Source organism: Vibrio sp. YT-19(2023), from assembly GCF_033337395.1.
In genome coordinates this window covers 1-20,224 of sequence record NZ_JAWOQN010000018.1, presented here as the reverse complement: position 1 = coordinate 20,224, position 20,224 = coordinate 1, and the positions used below count along the sequence as shown (strand labels likewise).

General features: G+C 43.9%; 16 protein-coding genes. 6 read left to right on the top strand and 10 right to left on the bottom strand.

Annotation, left to right across the window (positions count from 1 at the left end):
* Positions 1 to 145: 145 nt before the first annotated feature.
* From panP to R7E78_RS14540, 4 genes are all read right to left on the bottom strand, one after another.
* Positions 146 to 1,792: a pyridoxal-dependent aspartate 1-decarboxylase PanP gene (gene panP, locus R7E78_RS14555; protein ID WP_258661585.1), complete on the bottom strand. Its 1,647-nt coding sequence runs from the start codon at positions 1,790 to 1,792 to the stop codon at positions 146 to 148.
* Between the two features lie 211 nt (positions 1,793 to 2,003).
* Positions 2,004 to 2,516, bottom strand: coding sequence for a hypothetical protein (locus R7E78_RS14550; protein WP_017634875.1), 513 nt, complete (start codon positions 2,514 to 2,516; stop codon positions 2,004 to 2,006).
* Between the two features lie 208 nt (positions 2,517 to 2,724).
* On the bottom strand, positions 2,725 to 3,630 hold the full coding sequence (locus R7E78_RS14545) for a lysine exporter LysO family protein (RefSeq protein WP_005378011.1): 906 nt from the start codon (positions 3,628 to 3,630) through the stop codon (positions 2,725 to 2,727).
* A gap of 146 nt (positions 3,631 to 3,776) precedes the next feature.
* Positions 3,777 to 4,697 (bottom strand): HDOD domain-containing protein, encoded by a 921-nt coding sequence (locus tag R7E78_RS14540; protein ID WP_025766846.1) that lies wholly within the window; start codon positions 4,695 to 4,697, stop codon positions 3,777 to 3,779.
* 369 nt (positions 4,698 to 5,066) lie between these two features.
* Here R7E78_RS14540 and R7E78_RS14535 point away from each other — a divergent pair, with 369 nt between their 5' ends.
* Positions 5,067 to 5,654, top strand: a complete 588-nt coding sequence (locus tag R7E78_RS14535) for a TfoX/Sxy family DNA transformation protein (RefSeq protein ID WP_005378007.1) — start codon at positions 5,067 to 5,069, stop codon at positions 5,652 to 5,654.
* A 193-nt stretch (positions 5,655 to 5,847) separates the two neighbouring features.
* Here the strand turns inward: R7E78_RS14535 and R7E78_RS14530 are convergent, their stop codons facing one another.
* The 3 genes from R7E78_RS14530 to R7E78_RS14520 all read right to left on the bottom strand — a co-directional run bounded on the left by R7E78_RS14530 (position 5,848) and on the right by R7E78_RS14520 (position 9,122).
* On the bottom strand, positions 5,848 to 6,396 hold the full coding sequence (locus tag R7E78_RS14530; RefSeq protein ID WP_005378006.1) for a hypothetical protein: 549 nt from the start codon (positions 6,394 to 6,396) through the stop codon (positions 5,848 to 5,850).
* Between the two features lie 291 nt (positions 6,397 to 6,687).
* Positions 6,688 to 7,185: a response regulator gene (locus R7E78_RS14525; RefSeq protein WP_047100727.1), complete on the bottom strand. Its 498-nt coding sequence runs from the start codon at positions 7,183 to 7,185 to the stop codon at positions 6,688 to 6,690.
* Positions 7,182 to 9,122, bottom strand: a complete 1,941-nt coding sequence (locus tag R7E78_RS14520; protein WP_318057988.1) for an ATP-binding protein — start codon at positions 9,120 to 9,122, stop codon at positions 7,182 to 7,184. Before R7E78_RS14520 ends, R7E78_RS14525 begins: the two co-directional genes overlap by 4 nt.
* A gap of 186 nt (positions 9,123 to 9,308) precedes the next feature.
* Between R7E78_RS14520 and R7E78_RS14515 the strand changes: the two genes are divergently transcribed.
* The 3 genes from R7E78_RS14515 (at position 9,309) to R7E78_RS14505 (ending at position 13,231) form a co-directional block, all read left to right on the top strand.
* The gene (locus R7E78_RS14515) at positions 9,309 to 10,577 is read left to right on the top strand and encodes a DUF945 family protein (RefSeq protein WP_005378002.1); all 1,269 of its coding nucleotides are present in this window, start codon (positions 9,309 to 9,311) and stop codon (positions 10,575 to 10,577) included.
* A 137-nt stretch (positions 10,578 to 10,714) separates the two neighbouring features.
* The gene (gene serC, locus R7E78_RS14510) at positions 10,715 to 11,809 is read left to right on the top strand and encodes a 3-phosphoserine/phosphohydroxythreonine transaminase (RefSeq protein WP_005378000.1); all 1,095 of its coding nucleotides are present in this window, start codon (positions 10,715 to 10,717) and stop codon (positions 11,807 to 11,809) included.
* A gap of 90 nt (positions 11,810 to 11,899) precedes the next feature.
* Positions 11,900 to 13,231, top strand: coding sequence for a D-serine ammonia-lyase (locus R7E78_RS14505; RefSeq protein WP_258483638.1), 1,332 nt, complete (start codon positions 11,900 to 11,902; stop codon positions 13,229 to 13,231).
* Positions 13,232 to 13,328: 97 nt separating this feature from the next.
* Here the strand turns inward: R7E78_RS14505 and cydC are convergent, their stop codons facing one another.
* From cydC to trxB, 3 genes are all read right to left on the bottom strand, one after another.
* The gene (gene cydC, locus R7E78_RS14500; RefSeq protein WP_047100726.1) at positions 13,329 to 15,050 is read right to left on the bottom strand and encodes a heme ABC transporter ATP-binding protein/permease CydC; all 1,722 of its coding nucleotides are present in this window, start codon (positions 15,048 to 15,050) and stop codon (positions 13,329 to 13,331) included.
* A complete protein-coding gene (gene cydD, locus R7E78_RS14495) occupies positions 15,043 to 16,830 on the bottom strand; it encodes a heme ABC transporter permease/ATP-binding protein CydD (RefSeq protein WP_047100725.1) in 1,788 nt (595 codons plus the stop codon). Before cydD ends, cydC begins: the two co-directional genes overlap by 8 nt.
* A 103-nt stretch (positions 16,831 to 16,933) precedes the next feature.
* A complete protein-coding gene (gene trxB, locus R7E78_RS14490; RefSeq protein WP_005377991.1) occupies positions 16,934 to 17,893 on the bottom strand; it encodes a thioredoxin-disulfide reductase in 960 nt (319 codons plus the stop codon).
* 359 nt (positions 17,894 to 18,252) lie between these two features.
* Between trxB and R7E78_RS14485 the strand changes: the two genes are divergently transcribed.
* A complete protein-coding gene (locus R7E78_RS14485; RefSeq protein WP_005377989.1) occupies positions 18,253 to 18,909 on the top strand; it encodes a 2OG-Fe dioxygenase family protein in 657 nt (218 codons plus the stop codon).
* Positions 18,893 to 20,128 carry a cysteine desulfurase-like protein gene (locus R7E78_RS14480; RefSeq protein WP_047100724.1) on the top strand — a complete coding sequence of 412 codons (1,236 nt, stop codon included), beginning with the start codon at positions 18,893 to 18,895 and terminating at the stop codon, positions 20,126 to 20,128. The genes R7E78_RS14485 and R7E78_RS14480 overlap by 17 nt, the downstream gene beginning before the upstream one ends.
* Positions 20,129 to 20,224 lie beyond the last annotated feature (96 nt).

The following is a 20,224-nucleotide window of genomic DNA, read 5'->3' as shown; positions in this document are numbered from 1 at the left end:
ATTTGACAGGCCTCAAACAAAATGTTGTAAAAACTACAGAATTGGATGTGTAAACGAAGTTTTGTTGCGCTAGTCGCACGATAATGATGTTTGAGTTACATCAAAACGAAAAAAAATTTCAAATTGATGTAACTTGATCTGGCCGTTAAGACGATTGAATATCAACAACCAGCTGCTGAATTCTTTTCATCAAATTTGGTGCTTGCTTGGCGATTTCGCGTTGTTCATCAAGCACTGAGCTCAAAATTTCTTTTGTGGTCAGTGGATTTGCCAAAACCACTCTAAACACTATCGTATTCATGCGTTGCCATTGGTCTGGGTTCAGTCTTGTACGTGAAACGAACGATTTGCCCGTTTCGCGCTGACGCTTTTGAATAAACTGTGTTAACTCATTGATCAGCTCATTCAGTTGTTCTTTGTGTGAGCCTTCTGCTTGTGCTAATGCTTCACGGATGAATGGCGGCAAATAACGGTATGTGAGCAGACAAAGCTCTGGTTCAGAAACTAATTCGAAATCATCTTGCTGTTTGATTAAATCCGCAAAGTAGCGAGCTTTTTCAATGCTTTGGTCAATAAGAAGCTCATAACCCGGGCGACTTATGATGTGCATTGCGGCGTAGACCAACATCGCCATACCCGAACGTGAACCTTCTAATGTATGGCTGCCTAGGTCTTTTGAACCTTTGCGCAATATATATTGAGCGTGATGTTCTATGGATTTCATTGCGTCAGGGTCTTTGAACAGAACCATACCAGCGCCCATCGGGATGTAGAGCTGCTTGTGCGCATCAATAGTTACTGAGTCTGCCATTTCCACACCTTTAAGAAGGTGACGGTGATGGTTAGACATAAGTGTTGCGCCACCCCATGCGGCATCTACATGGAAGTGACAGCCGTGAGCTTGGCAGACTTCAGCGATTTCAGGCAATGGATCAACATTACCTGTCTCTGTTGTGCCTGCCACACCAATAACAGCAATAGGCTTGATATTTTGTTTTTCGAGCTCAACAATTTTCGCTTTCAGGTCGTTGACAATAATACGGTTGTTGGCATCGGTTTTAACCGCAACCAAGCCCTCTTGGCCTAGCCCTAATACATCGGCTGCTTTCTTAAGGGAGTAGTGACCACGCTCAGACACTAGCACCGCTAAGCCATCATAGCCATAGTGCTTCATGGCTTTAAAAAGGCCTTCCTTCTCAACGCCTTTAAATGAGCCATTGGCTCTTAACGCTTTGTTACGTGCTACCCAAAGCGCAGTGATATTGGCAATGGTGCCGCCGGAACAAAATGCGCCTAATGAGTGGTTTGCACTGTGCATCCACTGATTGTAAAAAGTATCATTCTGACCATATATCAAGCGATGCAGCATACCCAAAACTTGACGCTCAAGTGGCGTAAAGGCTTTGGAAGTCTCTATTTTTACCAGGTTTTGGTTTAAGGCGATCATGATCTTTGACAGTGGCATCAAGAAATAAGGCAGTGCCGATGTCATATGACCAATGAAGCTTGGTGAAGATGTGTGAACTGAGTGCGACACCAAAGTGTCGAGTAAGTGCTCTGTATGATCTGACACGAACTCTGGCTGCTCAGGAATCTGAGCAGAAGAAAAGTCTTTTTCGATTTCGCGTAAAGGCTTTTCTTCTGCCACGATGTGTTCACGAAGAAATTGATTTAGATTTCGCGAGAGGCTCTCGTCAATTTTAGTTAACGTTGAGTCCGGACCTTCTGGGACAGTGAAGATCTTTAGCAAGCTCTCAAAGCTAACATCAGCGGTTTTTTGTTCCTTAACCATAGCAAAGAATCTTTGTAGTTATTTTGGTAATGCGAGCGGCACAATCTAAACTAAAACGGGCGCAAAGTCCCGTTTTAATTGTTGAAACCCAAGTTGTAGAAATGAAAATTTTAGGTGAAGGTTACGATATTCACATTAAAAAATTCTAGATTGAGTACGTTAAAACATTCTAGTGTTTTCGAATGCTAATCAACGACTAATGCGAGCAATCTTAGTCACATTTCTGCTTTTCAATCTTTTCTATTGACTGATTGTACTTATTAAGTGCGGTATCAATTTGTTGGGGATGACTAAGCAGATCAGCGAATGCTGAACGAAGCTCGTAGTTTTTTGGGTGGTTAGTTGATTGACGGTCGCTAAATGTCTGTTTTGCAACTTCACCTAACTTATCGCTTCGGGTCGCTAACTGCTTAACGTCATGTTGCTCTAGTTTTAACCATGCTTCGATTGGCTGTTCCGTCGCAACGCGGCTAGGGTCGTTCTCTAGAAAGTAGTGAACCGCTTCGCGGTTTAATTCAAAGTGATGTTTACGTCCATCCAAGAACCATTGACTAACTTCTTTCAGATCTGGATATTGGGTAACCGTCAAATCAACAAGATCTTGATACCACTGTAGTGAGGCATCGACGTAGCCATCGTATTTGCTAGCAAGACATTGTTGATCTGCGGCAAGCGTAAAAGTTGAGCTTGTAGCGAGGAGCGCTGCAACGACAAAGCGTTTCATTCTTCTTCCTTCTGGTTGTTATCCCTTTATTAACGCAATGCACATCAGTTGATGTTTCTCCCTTCTTTCTATTTGGTCGTGACAAATCGTTGGGCTGAATGACGAAAAGAAAGAGGGGTCTTGCCAAAAAATATTGACCACTTTGACGTTAACTGGGTATTTAAATTTTTGCCGTATTGTAATGGATGTTAAAGCGAAAACCTGAGATCTAGCTAGCAAGTGATACAAAGAAAAGCATCATAACTGGTACCAATAAACTCAAAATAAAGCCGCTAACGATAGCAACAGGAACACAACGCACACCACCGGTAGTTTGAATAACGGGTAGGGTGAAGTCCATTGCTGTTGCACCGGCATAACCAATTGCGGTGCACGGATAGCTACGAATAAAGAGAGGAATGGCAACCAGTGCGACTAACTCTCTCATCAATTCAATCAAGAACGACGCGCCACCAAATACCGGACCAAAAGCGTCACCCATTAAAATACCTGCGAGTGAATACCAGCCAAAACCTGAAGCCATTGCGAGTGCTTGATAAAGAGGAAGATCCAAAAGCACCGCTGCAAGAACGCCACCAAGCATACATGTTGCGATGACAACAGCCGCAATGGCCATTCCTTGTTTATTTAATAGGATTTGACGCAGAGTAAGTCCACTATTGCGCAGCTGAATACCAATAAAAAATAGAAGTAGAAAGAGTATCCATTCGCTTGCTGTATCTACCCAACTCAAATCAATGGGTAACAGCAGGCCAACCACTAACCCTCCGCCAACGACCACGATAAGCTTAACAGACTCTAAAGCCATCGAAGATAACGGTAGTTTCTTTTGATTCTGATTGGTCTGGAGTGGAATAATTTTATCAATAATAGGCAGAGCCAACAGGTTGCAGGCACTTAGACACAAAAAAAACGTACTCGCATAGAGGAGAATACTTTGTAAGTTGCTGCTTAAATTATCGAGCGCCGCCAAACTAAGACCCATCAACGACAAAATGACGTAAATAAGGTAGGACGTTGACTGATTGATCTTCTCCAATAACGAAGATCGAGATATAGGAATTAGATACCCCACCACAAGCGGAGCGAAAATAAATAGCATCCCTGAAAACATAAAGCTCAATGATTCCTTTTTGAGATAACATCAACACGCATAAATCAAATTATCTATCGGTTGAAATTAGAGACATTTCACCACATACAGCTCAGCCTTGAGCGAATCGTTTTATCACGGATAAGGTATTATCAGAAAACGATAAATTACAAACCGCTAGCATTGAGTACAGCACGGATTTGATCATTGAAGTCAGTATCACTCATGTTACTAAGTTCATACAAGACTTCTGCACCAGTTAAGTTGAATTCAACTTCATGTTCGTCAATGCGTTCATCGTGATTGCGGAACATCAATAAATGATGCGCAATTCTAGCGATGTCGAGATAACTCACTTCTGGTCGCGTTAATTCGTATTTTTCGTTTGAGGATACTTCTCTGAAGTCGTTGTCAAACCCCCAACGCTCAAGCACCAGTTTACTTGTGGCAGAACAACGTGTTTGGAAGATCTGCAATGCAATATCTGGGTCTAAGTAATTGCCCCTATCTAAGTACAAGTGGTACTCATTAATTAGACAAAATAATCCTATATCGGCTAATAGACCGACCAATAACGCCTTTTCTTGCTCTAGATGACCATAAGTGCCTGGCTCGTGGCTACGAAACGATTGAACCAACATCACCATGACGGCACCGAGCTCACGAGATATCGCCGCACTCTTCACCAAGATGGCATTGCATTCTTTAGTGAGATTAACTGAGTGTTTAAGTTGCTCGATCGCTTGTGCGGTAACAATATCACGTACACGAAGTATTCCGAGACGAGATACCGCTGTAGTTAAGTCGTTGCAGGTGATATTTCTGCGATTGAAAATCACAGAGTTAGCGACTCGTAAAACGACCGCTGCTAATCCGGGATCTTCCAATAAACAGTTAGCAACATCGGCAATCGTGGTGTGTTCTTCGACACATAACTGCTGAATTTTAAGCACGACATCAGGAATAGGAGGTAACGAAATCTTACCCGTGGAGATGGACTGTTCTACCAGCTGAGCAAACTCGGATTCCAGTGCGTTTATAAGCTTATCTTTATTATTTGGCAGCCAAAAAAATGATAAATGTTCCATTGTGACGCTGTACTTGAGATCTTTCGTACAGTGTACCCTTACAGCGTATTCTTTATCAATTAAATGCGTATTATGTGCCCGTAATTGCCAGCGAGATCATAATGATGGCGCGTTTTAGGCATGCTATGCGTCAAAAAAATATCACCACACGAACAATAAGTGTGAAACTAATCACGTATGCAGAATTTATACTTTTTTATATGTGACCTATGTCCTAACTTATTTTTCAACGTTAAGTATGATTAAGCAAGTTGGTGAGCACAACTCACAAAAATATCGCCAACAAATCGACATTTATAATTCGCTATAAGCTGCTGTTTATCTGGTGACATCGCTAATCGGGGTAATTTATTCAGATTAAAGAGGTCAATGGACATGACAGACCAAGCTTTTTTTAAATATGTACGCACCTTCAGTGAGTATCAAAAACGTTCTATGTTCGGTGGTATTGGTTTATTCACCGATGATGCTATGTTTGCGCTTGTCAGCAATGATTGCTGCTACTTACGTGGTGGTAATGGGCTAGATGAAGTGTTTACTCAACTGAGCTGTGAGAAGTATAAGCACGTCAAAAAACAGACGACGGCAACCGTAAATTATTATGATGTAACCGATTTATTCGAATCCGGATATGTAGGGCTTGATGAACTGGTACAGAAATCAATTGAATACTCAATTAAGGAACGGAAATATCAAAAGTCCTCTGCCAGTAGACGCTTAAGAGACTTACCCAACATGCAACTAACCCTTGAACGTATGGTCAAGAAAGCCGGTGTTGATGACGTAGAAACCTTTTTAGAACTTGGACCTGTAAAAGTCTTCAACAAAGTTAAAACGGCTTACGGTAATGATGTTGATGTAAAGCTACTGTGGAAATTTGCTGGTGCAACTGATGGCGTACATTGGAAACTGATCCAAGAGCCGCGTAAAAAACAGTTATTGGCACTGTGTGACTAAGCGAAGCTGATCGCACAATGATTGACTCGTTTCGATGGAGTTAGCGGGTCGTAAAGGCAAGTGTGAAAAGCGGAAAAAGGACGTTGAAGTTTTTTACCACTTCATTGAGTTAGTCATTAAATTAGACAAAAAAACCGAGGCAGAGACCTCGGTTTTTGTTTTTTTAATTTGCTCTTTTCTTACAGCACAAATCTTAAAACTTAAAACGCGTAGTGAACATTACCTGATCACCGTAAAAATCGTTGATACGTGCTTCAGCACCCAAAGAGAAAAGCTCTGTTGAGTGGAATCGAGCGTAGGCAGAGCCAGTCCAATCGTCATCGTTATCGATAGAAACGTAGCCGACTTTGCCGCCTACTTCTAATTGAGGGCCCAACCATTGACGAACACCTAAGTTAAGCTCCATACCAACATCTGTGCTGCTCTCATTCGAAGGTTGCACAACGCGCATTAGCATTTCACCAGTAAGATCTGCCCAGTTGTTTAGCGGAGAATGGAAGCCAAAGCCTGCAGCTGAGTCAAAATCACTTTCAAACTCAGAGTCAATACGAGCAATCACATGCGCGTTCGGGTGAATTGATTTGCTGAATCCAGCACCAAATGTCACAGGACTTGCGCCAATACGTGCTTCGAAATAGTCGTAGCTAAAGTTGCTCATAGTTGCTGGCGCATTGCGATCGTTTGCAGCTAGGGCATGGCTTGATGCCACTAGTAAGGCAGCGGCTAATAGTGTTTTACGCATAACTAACGATAAACCTTGTTCATTATTTCCATGGATTCAAGCAACCACTTGAACCGTAATCTGATTTGTCCGACATCATAATAAAAAGGAAGGTCGACGACCAACAAAAATGTGTCGATGTTTTGTCAATTAACTTAATAGTTCCTTGGTTTAAGCAAAAACTACGCCATATACGTAGTGTCCGAGAATTTCACTCGGACAAGTAACGATGTTTTTCTAACCTCGTTCGACTATGCGAGGTTAGGTGGTGCAATGAGCATCGTTGAGTTCAAGTTAGAACCAAACACTTTATTACTCGCCAAAGCTTGCTCTTCTTTCTGCCATGGCGTTGAGGATTGCCTCAGAATCAAGGGTTTGAGTCCAGGATAGCAGGTTATCATCATTCTCAATCACAAACGCGGTAAGCTGAGACACGATTGCCTTTCTCAATGCTTCGCCTTTCCAAGGTTTGGCAATGTAATAATCGAGACTCGCGTTATTTACGGCTTCTACGGTGTCTTCCAAACCGGCTTGTCCTGTGAGTAAAACTTTGCGCGCTGCTTTTGTGTCACCATTTTGACTGAGTTCGATTAAGAAGCTGATCCCAGTTTGTTCCGGCATAATGTGGTCACATAAAATGAGCGCAAGCTGAACTTCTTCTTCCGCCATTTCCTCGATCACTTGCCTTGCTTCAGTGACTGATTCCGCTCCCTCGACAATAAAATGTTCCTCAAAGGGAGCGAGATCCTGGAGCACGCTATCCAAGACTTCTCGTTCGTCATCGACACATAAAATTAAATACTTGGTCATATTTCATCTCCTTTTTCGATGACTGGTAACCAGACTGTCATTCGTGTGAACTTGTCGAGCTCTGATTCGACGTCAATCCATCCCTTATGTGCTGTCACGATTTGCTGGCAGATGGACAGCCCAATGCCTAAGCCAAAATTACCTTCTTTTTTTGTGGTGAAGTTCAGCTCGAAAATGGCGTCTCTTTGCGACTCAGGAATACCATATCCATTGTCTTCAAATGAGATAACGGCATAATGTGTATGCTCTTTTTCTACAAGGCGTGTTTGTATGTTTAACACACCTTTCTCAGGAAATGCGTCAATGGCGTTAGAGACCAAGTTCGTCCACACCTGTTGGAGTGCGATCGGTTGACAAAGGATGGAAGGCAAGTTTGCATAGTCGGTTGAAACTTGGTGCATTTTTAATTTGTTCTCGAAAATCACCAAGGTGTCTTCAATACCCTCATGAATATCGGCATAGTGCAGGGTTTCATCATTTGACCGAGCATATCCTTTCAGGCTTTTTACCATATCAGCAATTCGTGCTGCACAGACATTAATTGAGCGAAGTGTGGAACCTGCTTTGTGGTATTGCTCAAGTGTATTGAGGGCATGATAAGACGCTTGCTGCTTTCTCGTTAGTTGGGTAAGTAGCTCGTGATCGGATTCTAAACCAAGGCTCACCACTTTCTTTGCTAATGCTCTGTCTGGAAGTGTATGGCTAAGCGCTTTTACGCGTGATCTGAGCTCGGCGGTTGAAGCGGGTTTTGAGGTTTGCGCTTTGCTCAGTAATTCAATGCCTTTGCTTTGTATATCGGAACTGGGCGCATCGTTAAGTAATCGTTCTAGCGTATGCGTTAAATTCTCTACGCCCCTTAATATCGCGGCTACTGGATTGTTTAGTTCGTGTGCCACTCCCGCAACCAATTGACCAAGCATCGCCATTTTTTCTCTTTCAATGAGCTGCTGGTGGACTGATTCTAAAGATTCGAGCGTTTTTTGAAGTTGCAGTTTGGTGTTGATGCTTCTTTGCAATCGGCGGTTGAAGTGGCGTAAGAGCAAGTTTGTAAAAAGAGGCAGTAAGTTTGAGTCGCTTTGCATCACTTTATTGAATACGTTGCGATCGAGTTTGATAACTTCTGTTTTGGTTAGTGTCAGAGCTGTCGAGAAAGAACATTCCCCAGTAACAAACGACATGCCTCCGACAATATTCCCTTTGTTATGGCGTACAACCTCTCGCTGCATGCCTTGCTCATCGCGCTTGTACAGAGCCACTTCACCTTCGGTGATAAACCACAAAAAGCAATTTGGCTCGCCTTCCACGGTTAATAAGTGTTCAGGTGAGTATGTACGGCACGCTCTTGTTTCGTCATTATCTTTAAAAAATTGCTGGAGAGCGGAGATCACTTGCTCGGCTAACTCGGCATCAGACATCGAGTGGTAGTCGTGTAAGAATCCGGCTTGATAATGGCTCATCTGGTTATTGATGTGCGCTCGCAACAAGCTGTGATGATCCAATATCTGACTGTAACTTAGCAGGTCTTCTTTGCCATTTCGCAAGATAAATTGGGTCAGCTCTTTTTGCACTGTGTTAAATAAGACGTGATCTGGCAAAGGTTTAGTGAGGCAGTGGTCGAGCCTGCCCTCATTAACGGCAGTGAGAATTGCCTCTATATCAGACGAGCAGCTAATAAGAATTTTTCTTGCTTGCTCGGTATGTGGCATCCGGTCTAAACCAATAAGAAAATCCACGCCGTTAAAATGAGCGTGATGGCTCGCTATAACTAAAGCAACAGTCTGTTCTCTTTCTTCTAGATACTCTAAAGCGCTTTGAGCCTCTTCTATCGATTCGACAGAAAAAATATCAAACTTACTTGAGAAGGCAGACAGCTCCAATCGAAACTGTTCAGCACTGATTGGGTTGTTGTCGAGACACAACACAGCATAACGATTCACAGATGTTTTAGCTCCGGTTAAAACTTCGCCACGCAAACTTTAACAATAAAAGGACATGATGAGTGGGAGCCAAGTATGATTCCTGATTAATGGACTAGAATAAGCATCAATAGTCTGATTTGTCTCAATGTTTTCTCCGCAGGTGGTTTGGGGTAGACTGACCGAAAATATCTAATAAGTGACGTTATGCAAAATCTTAAAAAAATCGGCGCCATTGGTGGTGCTATCTCATTAGCACTGTGTTGGCCATTGGCTGTCGGACAAATTGGTCAGTCCATCATTGAAGATGGTATTACCAATATGAATGATGAAATGATTAAAGGCGAAGTGGTCGAGTATCAGCGTGGCTATTTGTCTTCAGTCGTGCTGACTCGTTATTCAGTTGTTGATCCTGAGCTTAAAACGCAGTTAGAGCGTGATGGTATGCCAACGACGTTTGACGTAACCAGTGATGTTAGCCACGGTCTAACAAGCCTAACAGCAGATTCAAAATTGGTGGACAATGACTTTTTGCCTCTCACGATGCATAGCCAGACTCAACTAAATGGCAATACAGCATTTATCCTCGACCTAGACAGTTGGCATTATCGTAACGAAGCGCAAGGTGTTTCTGTTTCTACAAGCCCTGCAAAAGTAACAGGTGATGTGACGGTATTGGGTGATCTCAATTACCAAGTTTCCGTTCCTTCTGTTCAAGTGGATTTTGAAAACGGTGAAGAGCTTCATCTGAATGCATTGACAGGGCAAGGTAAAGGAAAGCAAGCAAAAGGCTATTGGCTGGGTGAGCAATCTTTTTCTCTAGAGAAGCTGGATGTGGTTGATGCGAACTTGACGCCTGTCTTTTTGATTGAAAATGCGAGCTACCGTGGTAACACTACGATGAGTGAGTCTGGTGATAAGCTGAACAGTCAATTAAACCTAGATGCTAAGAAACTACGTTTAACTGATGGGACGGATGTCGATAACTTTAAGTTGGATTTCTCAATTGCAGATGTGGATAGCCAGTCTTTTGATCAAATTATGTCTATCTATCAAAGCTCTCCTATGCTAGATGAACAGGAAATTGCGAATTTATTGCCGCATGTCGATACGCTGTTTAGCAAAGGTTTTGATTTATCCGTGAACGAGCTTTCACTCGCGTTCGGTGACGGCAAGTTCCACAATGAGTGGCAACTATCCATCCCTGAAGGTACTGAGCATATTTCTCAAGATCCAATGAAGTTGGTGACGGCCACTACTGGTGAACTTAGCACTTACTTCTCTGATGAATTAGTAACGCATTACCCATTTATTCAAGAAGGGATTGATGAGCTCCTTATTATGGAGTTGATCGAAAAAGTAGAGGGCGGTTATCAATTAAAAGCAGAAATTGGTGAAGGCAAATTGAAGTTCGAAAATGGGCATGAGTTCCCATTGGTGGCTCTACTTATGCCTGCTTTGATGCAACAACAGTAATTCGTGTTGTTGCGAATTTGTTCCAATTCAACGCTTAGTCTTTAAAAAGAGGTCGTAAGACCTCTTTTCTTGTTTTTATCACTGCGAAAACGTGATATTAATTTCGTAATATTTACATAGCAGGAGCAATGAGCATCATGGAACAAAATACGGACAACGTATTTAACTTCAGTGCAGGGCCAGCAGGTCTGCCTAAAGCAGTTATGCAGCAAGCACAACAGGAACTAATCGATTGGCAAGGCCTTGGTACTTCGGTCATGGAAATCAGCCACCGAAGCAAAGAGTTCATCAAAGTTGCAGAAGAAGCCGAGCAGGATTTACGTGATCTTCTGAATATTCCGGACAACTATAAAGTACTGTTCTGCCAAGGTGGTGCTCGTGCTCAGTTTGCTGCTGTTCCTCTAAACTTACTTGGTGATGCCGATACGGCAACTTACATCGATGGTGGTTATTGGGCTGAAAGCGCGGTAGCTGAAGCGAAAAAATACTGCGAACCAGACGTGTTTGATGCAAAAACAGAAATCAACGGGAAAGTCGCGGTTCTACCTGCAAGTGAATGGAAAATTGCTCCAGAAGCGGCTTACGTTCACTTCTGTCCAAATGAGACCATTGATGGTATTGAGATTAACGATCTTCCTATCACCGACAAACCGATTGTTGCTGACATGTCTTCGACAATTCTTTCTCGTGAAATTGATGTGTCGAAATACGGTGTGATTTACGCGGGCGCTCAGAAAAATATTGGTCCTTCCGGCATTGCTATTGCTATCGTGCGCGATGATTTATTAGGTATGGCGAAGCAGGTACTACCAAGTATTTTGGATTACACTGTTTTGGCAGAAAAAGAATCAATGTTCAACACGCCACCAACCTTTGCATGGTACCTGTCTGGTCTTGTTTTCAAATGGCTGAAGGCACAGGGCGGAGTAAAAGCGATTGAGCAAGTGAACCGCGCTAAAGCCGCGCTACTGTATGATTACATCGATCAGTCTGATTTCTACCGTAATGGCGTGCACTCAGCAAACCGTTCTTTGATGAACGTGCCATTTCAACTTGCTAAGCCTGAACTGGATGCAACCTTCCTTGAGCTAGCAGACTCTAAAGGGCTGAAAGCGCTAAAAGGTCACCGAGCAGTTGGTGGTATGCGAGCATCCATTTATAACGCAATGCCGCTTGAAGGCGTTCAAGCGTTAGTAGACTTCATGCAAGAGTTTGAGAAAAACTACGCGTAAGCTCAAACTGATAACTGATATTTGTTCTCCAAAGCGTCGCTATTGCGGCGCTTTTGTTTATCTCAACTCACATCATTCCAGGAAGGTAAAATGACCAAGGCAAATATTGAAGCGCTGACTAAGCAGTTCCCACTCTTGGCAGCACTTATTGATCTTGAAGAGGTTTGTTGGTTTAACCCCCATATCACTTCCTTGGAGGAAGGCTTACCTCATGTCGGGTTAGATGAAAAAGATATTCAAGCGGCGAGTGAACGGCTAGCACGATTTGCGCCTTATTTGATGAAAGCGTTTCCCGAAACGGAAACGTCGCGTGGCGTTATTGAGTCCGCAGTGGTGGATATTCCCAATATGAAAGTGCGTTTGGAGCAGCAATACGACACGCCAATATTGGGCCGTTTAATGCTCAAAAAAGACAGTCATTTGCCAATTTCTGGTTCGATCAAAGCGAGAGGTGGTATTTATGAAGTGCTCACTCATGCAGAAAAGTTGGCGTTTGAAGCCGGCTTGCTCTGTGAAAGCGATGATTACAGCAAATTGTTCAGCAATGAGTTTCGGCAGTTTTTTAAGCCGTACAGTATTGCGGTTGGCTCAACCGGCAATCTTGGTATGTCCATCGGCATCATGAGTGCGAAGTTGGGTTTTTCAGTTTCAGTCCACATGTCTGCGGATGCGCGGGAATGGAAGAAAAATAAGCTCCGGTCACATGGTGTTAATGTCGTAGAGCACCAGGAAGATTATGGTATTGCTGTCGCGCAAGGTCGTAAAGAGGCAGAAAAAGATCCCAACTGTTTCTTTATCGATGATGAAAACTCACGGACGCTGTTTCTAGGTTACTCTGTTGCGGGTGAGCGTCTTAAGCAGCAATTTGATGACTTGGGAATCGTGGTTGATGAGCATCATCCATTGTTTGTTTATCTTCCTTGTGGTGTTGGCGGTGGGCCTGGTGGGGTGGCATTTGGCTTGAAGGTAGCATTTGGCGAGCATGTCCACTGTATTTTCGCAGAGCCAACGCACTCACCGTGCATGCTGTTGGGCGTACATACAGGCTTGCATGACGATATTTCGGTACAAGATTTGGGTATCGATAACATCACCGCCGCTGATGGTTTGGCAGTCGGGCGTGCCTCGGGATTTGTCGGAAGAGCGATGGAAAGGCTACTTGATGGTTTTTACACCATTGATGACGCTCGTATGTATCACCACTTGGGTGAGTTAAGTGAACTGGAAGGTATTAATCTAGAGCCTTCTGCATTAGCCGGTATGATTGGGGCAGTGCACGTCTCGAATAACCATGCTTATCAGTCTCGAATGAAATTTGACGAAGAAAAACTCAAAAACGCAACACATCTTGTTTGGGCAACAGGTGGGGGCATGGTTCCGGAAGATGAAATGGCGGCTTATCTCAAAAAATCTGGTCGGTAAATCAGCACTGTATACGTGCTTAATTAGGTAACTAATAATACAGGAATAACAAAAGGGCTCATCGTTTGATGAGCCCTTCTCGTCACTGAAAATCGAATTATAGAGATTGTAATAGCTGGTAGTAACGACCTTTTTGAGCGAGTAGCGTTGGATGGTCGCCTTGTTCGATGATCTCACCTTGTTCCATCAAACAGATGCTATCCATACTTTCTAGCTCTATCAGTCGGTGTGTAATGAATACTACTGTCTTATTAGCAAAGTGTTCATTGAAAAGCGCCATCACTTTTTGTTCCGTACGCTTATCGAGGCCTTCAGTCGGTTCATCTAAGAGTAGGATTGGGGCATCACGTAGCAATGCTCGAGCAATACCGATTCGACGTTTCTCACCACCAGATAACTGACGACCGCCGTCGCCTAACCAAGCGTCTAACCCCGGCTCTTCAAGAAGTCCGCCAAGTTCGACTTTTTGTAAAATAGTAGACAGTTGCTCATCACTTGCATCCGGAGCGGCCATGAGTAAGTTGTCACGTAGTGTCCCGTTTAGTACATCTACGCGTTGACTGACCACAGTCATTGCTGCTCGCAGGTCCGACTCGCTCCAATCTTGCAGTTTTGTACCACCGATTCGAACTTCACCTTGGTTAACATCCCAGTAGCGGCAAAGAAGCTGAATCAGTGTTGATTTACCTGAACCTGTTTGACCTACAATTGCAGTTTTAGTGCCCAACGGTAGTGAGAGTGACAAGTCTTTCAGCACCTTTTGCTGACCGTCAGGGTAAGTAAAATCTATGTTGTCGAATTCAATGTCTAACGTTGTGTCTTTATGTTTCGACTGCTCAGGGAAGACGACGTCAGGTTCAGCCAAAATTACTTCATTTAAACGACGAGCAGAAGTCAACGTTTGACCGAGATACTGGAATGCGCCCGCGATAGGCATCAGAATCTCAAAGCTAGCCATGGTTGCAAACGCGAACAGCGCAATCCAAGGATCAGGAGCACGACCACCTACGCCGTCTGCAGCAAACCAAAGCATCACAACCAGTGTAATGCCGTTCACCAGCATAAGCAGGCCTGAAGCCATGCCCGTTAAATTCGCGTTCACAAATTGGTTAGACAGCAACTGCTTCTGCTTCTCTAGAATGAGATTACGATAACGTTCTTCTGCTCCAAAGATACTCAGTTCACTGTAGCCTTGAAGCCAGTCCAGTGTCGCCACTCGCAATTGCGCTTTATGATGAGTGAGATTCTCGCCATTGTTTTTACCCAGTTTATAGAACAGTACTGGCCATACAAACAACATGACGGTAAGAATCGAGCCAAGCAGTAGGGCGAGATGCCAATCAAAGAACGCCAGGACAGCCGTTAAACTCAATATGCCAAAAACACCAATCACGACAGGGCTGATAAGTCGAAGGTAAACGTGATCCATCGCATCTACGTCCGCTACTAAGCGGTTGAGCAGATCGGCATCACGCATCGTAGAAACACGACCCGGAATCAGTGGTGCAAGTTTCTTAAAGAAGAAGATGCGTAGATCGGTAAGCAGCTTGAACGTTGCATTGTGGCTAACGACACGTTCTCCCCATCGACCTGCGGTTCGAGCCATTGCAGCGCCGCGTACCCCGGCACCTGGTAACATGTAGTTGAAGGTCTCACGAGCAACCGTCAAGCCTGCCACCGCTGCGGCTGAAATAAACCAACCTGATAGCGTTAATAAGCCAATAGACGCCGCTAAGGTCAGAAATGCCAGTAGCATACCTAGCGAAAGACCAAACCAGTGTTTTTTATAGAGTTTTAGATAAGGGAGTAAATCACGCATCTAAGTTCCCCTTGTCTGTTTCACGTTGTGCGAGGTTCGCTTCCAACATGTCTTTAAATAAGCCATCTTCTGTCGACAGTGTGGCGTAATCACCACGTTGAACAATCTGGCCGTCCTGCATAACAAGAATTTGCGATACGTTTTGTAAAGGCGCAAGTTGGTGAGTAATCATCAAATTCGTTGTGGCATGCGCATACTTGTTAATGCCTTCCATCACGAGTTTTTCACTGCGAGCATCTAAGCTTGCGGTTGGTTCATCTAATAACCAAAAACGACCATTTTGTAGCATGGCGCGAGCCAGTGCTAAACGCTGCGCTTGGCCGACAGATAAACCACCAGAACGATCAGATATCGGATAATCCAACCCATGCATTTCAACAAATTCAGCAGCGTGAGAGTCATTCAACACAGAATGTACGTCTGCATCCTGAATATTTTGCTTACCTAGTGTGATGTTATCTCGAATGCTACCGTGTAATAGCATCGGGTTTTGACCAATCCAGCTTACTGCCTCTCGCCATGTGGCTAGATCCAGTTGCGACAATTCGCAGCCATTAATTTTTAAGCTACCTTGATAAGGCATGAAACCGAGGATTGTGTTTACCAAACTTGTTTTACCTGCGCCACTTGGTCCAACCAACGCTGTACTTTTGTTGGCTTCAAGAGAGAAGGATAGGGGACCTGCGAGCTGCTTACCTTCCGGACTAAAAATGGTTAACTGGTCCGCTTCAATATGGATAGGGCTGTTTTTATCTAACGCTTGGGTACCATCTTTGATTTGATCGACTTCCAAATCCAGAAACTCGACAATGCTTTCTGCTGCGCCAACCGCTTGCTGTTTCGCATGATAGAACGTGCCCAAATCACGTAATGGCTGATAAAACTCTGGAGCAAGAATCAGAATGAACAAACCAGCAAAGAGCGTAACACCTGCGCCGTAGTAGCCGAAATCGAGCTCCCCGATATAACTAAAGCCAAAGTAGACAGCGGTAATTGCGATAGAAATAGAAGTGAAAAACTCTAACACCGCAGAAGACAGAAACGCGATTTTCAGAACGTCCATGGTACGAGTACGAAAGACTTCCGAAGCACCCTTAAGAGTTTCAGTTTCAGATTTTGTTCTATCGAATAAGCGAATGGTCGTCATTGCTTGCAAGCGGTCATAAAAGTGACCCGACAAACGCTGCATTGCTTTAAAGTTTTTACGGTTTGCTTCTGCGGCTTTCATCCCAACCAGTGCCATGAAAATAGGCACTAGTGGTGCAGTGACCAGGAAGATCAAGCCTGCTGCCCAGTTTACTGGGAATACGACAACCAAAATGATGAAAGGCACTAGTACCGATAATGACATTTGAGGCAAGTAGCGTGAGAAGAAATCTTGCATATCTTCTACCTGCTCTAAGATGAGCGTTGCCCAACTGCCAGCAGGTTTGCCTTTGATGTAAGCTGGCCCAAGTTTATGAACTTTATCTAAAATGAGTTGGCGAATATAAACTCGAATTTGCTCCCCGCAACGGTAACCGGCAAGCTCTCGACCCCAGGTACAAGCAGCTCGACCGATAACCGTGCCACCGAGCCCAACAAAATGCCAAATGAGGTCGGCTTTGTCGACTTGGTCAATGATTAACTGGTGCAGAATGGAGGCGAGCAGGGCTGCTTGAGCCAATAAAAACACGCTTGAAAGTACGCCTAGGCCTATCGCAATCATAAGCCAGCGCTTGGCTAACTTACTTTGTTGCTTCAGCCACTTATTCAAGCTGCTTTGCTTTTTCTTATCCATCGTGAAGGCTTAATGATAATTGTTTTAATGAGGCGGTAGTATACAAAAGAAAACCCAGCGGGAATACCGCTGGGCTTTAAGGATATGACACAAATGTGAAAAGTTATTTGTCACCAAGTGAGTCTAAGAAACGTTCAGCATCTAATGCAGCCATACAACCTGTACCTGCAGAGGTGATCGCTTGACGGTAGTTGTGGTCCATTACGTCGCCAGCTGCAAATACACCTTCGATACTAGTTTGTGTTGCGTTGCCTTCAAGACCTGATTGAACGATGATGTAGCCATCTTTCATGTCTACTTGGCCTTCAAAGATTTGTGTGTTTGGCTGGTGGCCAATTGCGATGAATGCACCCATTACATCGATATCTTCTGTCGCACCGCTGTTCACGTCTTTAATGCGGACGCCCGTTACGCCCATATCGTCTCCCAGTACTTCATCGAGAGTGCGATCGGTATGAAGAACGATATTACCGCTTTCAACTTTATCCATCAGACGTTTCACAAGGATCTTCTCTGCGCGGAATGAATCGCGGCGGTGGATCAGGTGAACTTCTGACGCAATGTTAGAAAGGTATAGCGCTTCTTCAACAGCCGTGTTACCACCGCCCACAACTGCAACTTTCTGATTACGGTAGAAGAAACCGTCACAGGTTGCACAAGCAGAAACGCCGCGACCTTTAAATGCTTCTTCAGACTCAAGGCCAAGGTATTTTGCTGATGCGCCGGTAGATATGATTAAGGCATCACAAGTGTACTCACCTGAGTCGCCTTTTAAACGAAATGGGCGTTGTGATAGCTCTACTTCATTGATGTGATCAAATACGATTTCAGTTTCGAAACGCTCGGCGTGTTCTTTCATGCGATCCATCAATGCTGGACCTGTCAGTCCCTCAGCATCGCCTGGCCAGTTTTCAACTTCAGTTGTGGTGGTTAGCTGACCACCTTGTTGCATTCCCGTCACAAGCACAGGGTTTAAGTTTGCACGCGCTGCGTAGACGGCAGCTGTGTATCCTGCAGGACCAGAACCAAGAATTAATAATTTACAGTGTTTTACGTCGCTCATTATGGCTCCAAAAAGGGCGTAACATTTCCCTCGATTGTATGGAAATTCTTAGTGCTTTAAAAGCATAAACAACGATTGTGATCGAATAATTGGTTATAGATTAGAACCCACTAAATATTGATAGAGAACGTTGACTTCTAGCATAAAATTCTATTCGTAGTAGAGAAGTCTAGTTTCAAATATTGTCAAAGCGTAAAACTGAAACATGACTCTGTTTTTGTGGTTTAATTTGGTTTGTTATGTTGTTTTTGTCGTTTTGTTGAAGCTATCAACGTTAAAAGCTGGTAATTGCAGAATATTTGCGTAACCTAGTGTGTAAATTAAATGTTAATTAATGTGCCTCATTAAAGGAGCAAATGATGTTACATTCACGTGAGAATACTCTACATTTAACACAGCTCAGCATGGCAGCAATTGAGCAGCTTTCCCCATCGTTTGAAGAACTGCCTCGTACCGAACATGCAGATGGTCAGTATCGACTACGACGTTATTCTGTGGTTGGTTTTGATAACGGCAAAGTCATCGACTTAAATAAAAATAGCTTTGTTCAATCCTCTGATATCAACCGATTTCAAGGTGATGTTGTAAGACAATTCGAGCCAATTGAGAAGGATATTCTTACCAGCGATGGCTTTCGAGAAATGTGTGAATTGTTTGTCAATGCGAATCATCTGCCAAACGGTCAAGAAATAGAAATTCACCAAATCCGTATCAGGGCACTGGAAGAAGAAACCCAAGTAGCACCTGAAGGTGTGCACCAAGACGGTTTTGATCACATTGCAATGGTTGGTGTGGGACGCCATAACATCATCGGTGGCGACATCATGCTGTACAGCAGCCATAACCAAGCCCCATTTTTCCGTAAAGTGCTAGAAACCGGAGAGGTCGCAATCTTGGCTGATAGCAAGCTGTGGCATAACGCGTGCCCAATCCGCTCTGTTATTGATGACGAAGCGGGCCATATGGATGTATTTGTACTCACTGCTACGGATAAGCGTAATGAACTTCAATCTTAATCAGATCAGAGAGCAATTTCCGGCGTTGGCTCAATACCACAACGACAAGCCCGTGACGTTTTTTGATGGTCCAGGTGGCTCACAAGTGCCTCAATCAGTACTAGACAGCATGGTAGGGTATTTAGGTCGTTTCAACGCTAACTTAGGCGGGCATTATTTTTCTAGCCAAGTGACCGTTGACGTAATGCAAAATGCGCGTGAGTCGGCTCAGGTTCTACTTAATGCCCCTTCATCTGGCAATATTGTCTTCGGTGCCAATATGACCTCACTAACCTTTCAGCTTAGTCGCGCGATTAGTCGAGATTGGCAAGCAGGAGATGAGATCATTGTTTCCGCTTTGGATCACTATTCAAATGTATCCAGCTGGCAGCAAGCGGCAGAAGATAAAGGCGTTACGGTTCATCAAGTTCGTATCAACGAAGAAGATTGTACGCTGGATATGGAGCATTTAAGCCGCCTTCTTTCTGATAAAACGCGCCTTGTCGCTGTGACTTATGCATCGAACACGACGGGCTCTATTGTGGATGTACAGCAAGTAGTCAGCATGGCGCACAATGTTGGGGCACAAGTTTATGTGGATGCCGTCCATTATGCGCCTCATCATTTGGTTGATGTTCAAGCGTTAGGTTGTGACTTTTTAGCTTGCTCAGCTTACAAGTTTTTCGGACCACACGTTGGTATTGCTTACATAGCCGATCAGTGGCTCCACAGTATTCGCCCTTACAAAGTCGAGCCTGCCACTAATATAGGCCCTGGTCGATTTGAAATAGGAACGCAAAGTTTTGAAGGTCTTGCTGGTGTCGTTTCTGCGGTTGAGTATCTGGCTCAATTTGGTGAAGTCGGTTTACCTCTTCGCCAACGATTGGAGCAAAGCTACCAACTGTATGAACAACATGAGCAGCGCTTGAGTGAGCGTTTCTTGCAGCGTTTGAATGCATTAGATGGTGTCAATCTATTCGGTATCGCAAAGGAAGATAGCCAACTCCGCACGCCAACTTTTGCGCTAACGTTTGACCGATATTCTCCAGAGTTCATCGCGAAAACACTGGGTGAACATAACATTTGTGTATGGAATGGTCACTTTTATGCGTTGGGCTTAGTTCGTCAACTTGGTTTAGAAGAATCGGGTGGTGTAGTGCGAATTGGTTGTATGCATTACAACACAATAGAAGAAGTCGATATGTTATTCGATGTGCTAGAAAGCATCCTTGACGCATAACTAACGATTTCTTCCTAATTGACCCGTCCTGATATGGGTTGACACTTTTTAACTAAAACGCTCGATGTACTTCATCGGGCGTTTTGTATTTTAAAG

Bases quoted from the DNA above. Each gene is read 5' to 3' on its own strand.
- panP (WP_258661585.1), bottom strand. From the start codon at position 1,792: ATGGTTAAGGAACAAAAAACCGCTGATGTTAGCTTTGAGAGCTTGCTA.
- trxB (WP_005377991.1), bottom strand. From the start codon at position 17,893: ATGAGCGACGTAAAACACTGTAAATTATTAATTCTTGGTTCTGGTCCT.
- R7E78_RS14480 (WP_047100724.1), top strand. From the start codon at position 18,893: ATGAACTTCAATCTTAATCAGATCAGAGAGCAATTTCCGGCGTTGGCT.
- R7E78_RS14550 (WP_017634875.1), bottom strand. From the start codon at position 2,516: ATGAAACGCTTTGTCGTTGCAGCGCTCCTCGCTACAAGCTCAACTTTT.
- serC (WP_005378000.1), top strand. From the start codon at position 10,715: ATGGAACAAAATACGGACAACGTATTTAACTTCAGTGCAGGGCCAGCA.
- R7E78_RS14530 (WP_005378006.1), bottom strand. From the start codon at position 6,396: ATGCGTAAAACACTATTAGCCGCTGCCTTACTAGTGGCATCAAGCCAT.
- R7E78_RS14535 (WP_005378007.1), top strand. From the start codon at position 5,067: ATGGACATGACAGACCAAGCTTTTTTTAAATATGTACGCACCTTCAGT.
- cydD (WP_047100725.1), bottom strand. From the start codon at position 16,830: ATGGATAAGAAAAAGCAAAGCAGCTTGAATAAGTGGCTGAAGCAACAA.
- R7E78_RS14540 (WP_025766846.1), bottom strand. From the start codon at position 4,697: ATGGAACATTTATCATTTTTTTGGCTGCCAAATAATAAAGATAAGCTT.
- cydC (WP_047100726.1), bottom strand. From the start codon at position 15,050: ATGCGTGATTTACTCCCTTATCTAAAACTCTATAAAAAACACTGGTTT.
- R7E78_RS14485 (WP_005377989.1), top strand. From the start codon at position 18,253: ATGTTACATTCACGTGAGAATACTCTACATTTAACACAGCTCAGCATG.
- R7E78_RS14525 (WP_047100727.1), bottom strand. From the start codon at position 7,185: ATGACCAAGTATTTAATTTTATGTGTCGATGACGAACGAGAAGTCTTG.
- R7E78_RS14505 (WP_258483638.1), top strand. From the start codon at position 11,900: ATGACCAAGGCAAATATTGAAGCGCTGACTAAGCAGTTCCCACTCTTG.
- R7E78_RS14515 (WP_005378002.1), top strand. From the start codon at position 9,309: ATGCAAAATCTTAAAAAAATCGGCGCCATTGGTGGTGCTATCTCATTA.
- R7E78_RS14545 (WP_005378011.1), bottom strand. From the start codon at position 3,630: ATGTTTTCAGGGATGCTATTTATTTTCGCTCCGCTTGTGGTGGGGTAT.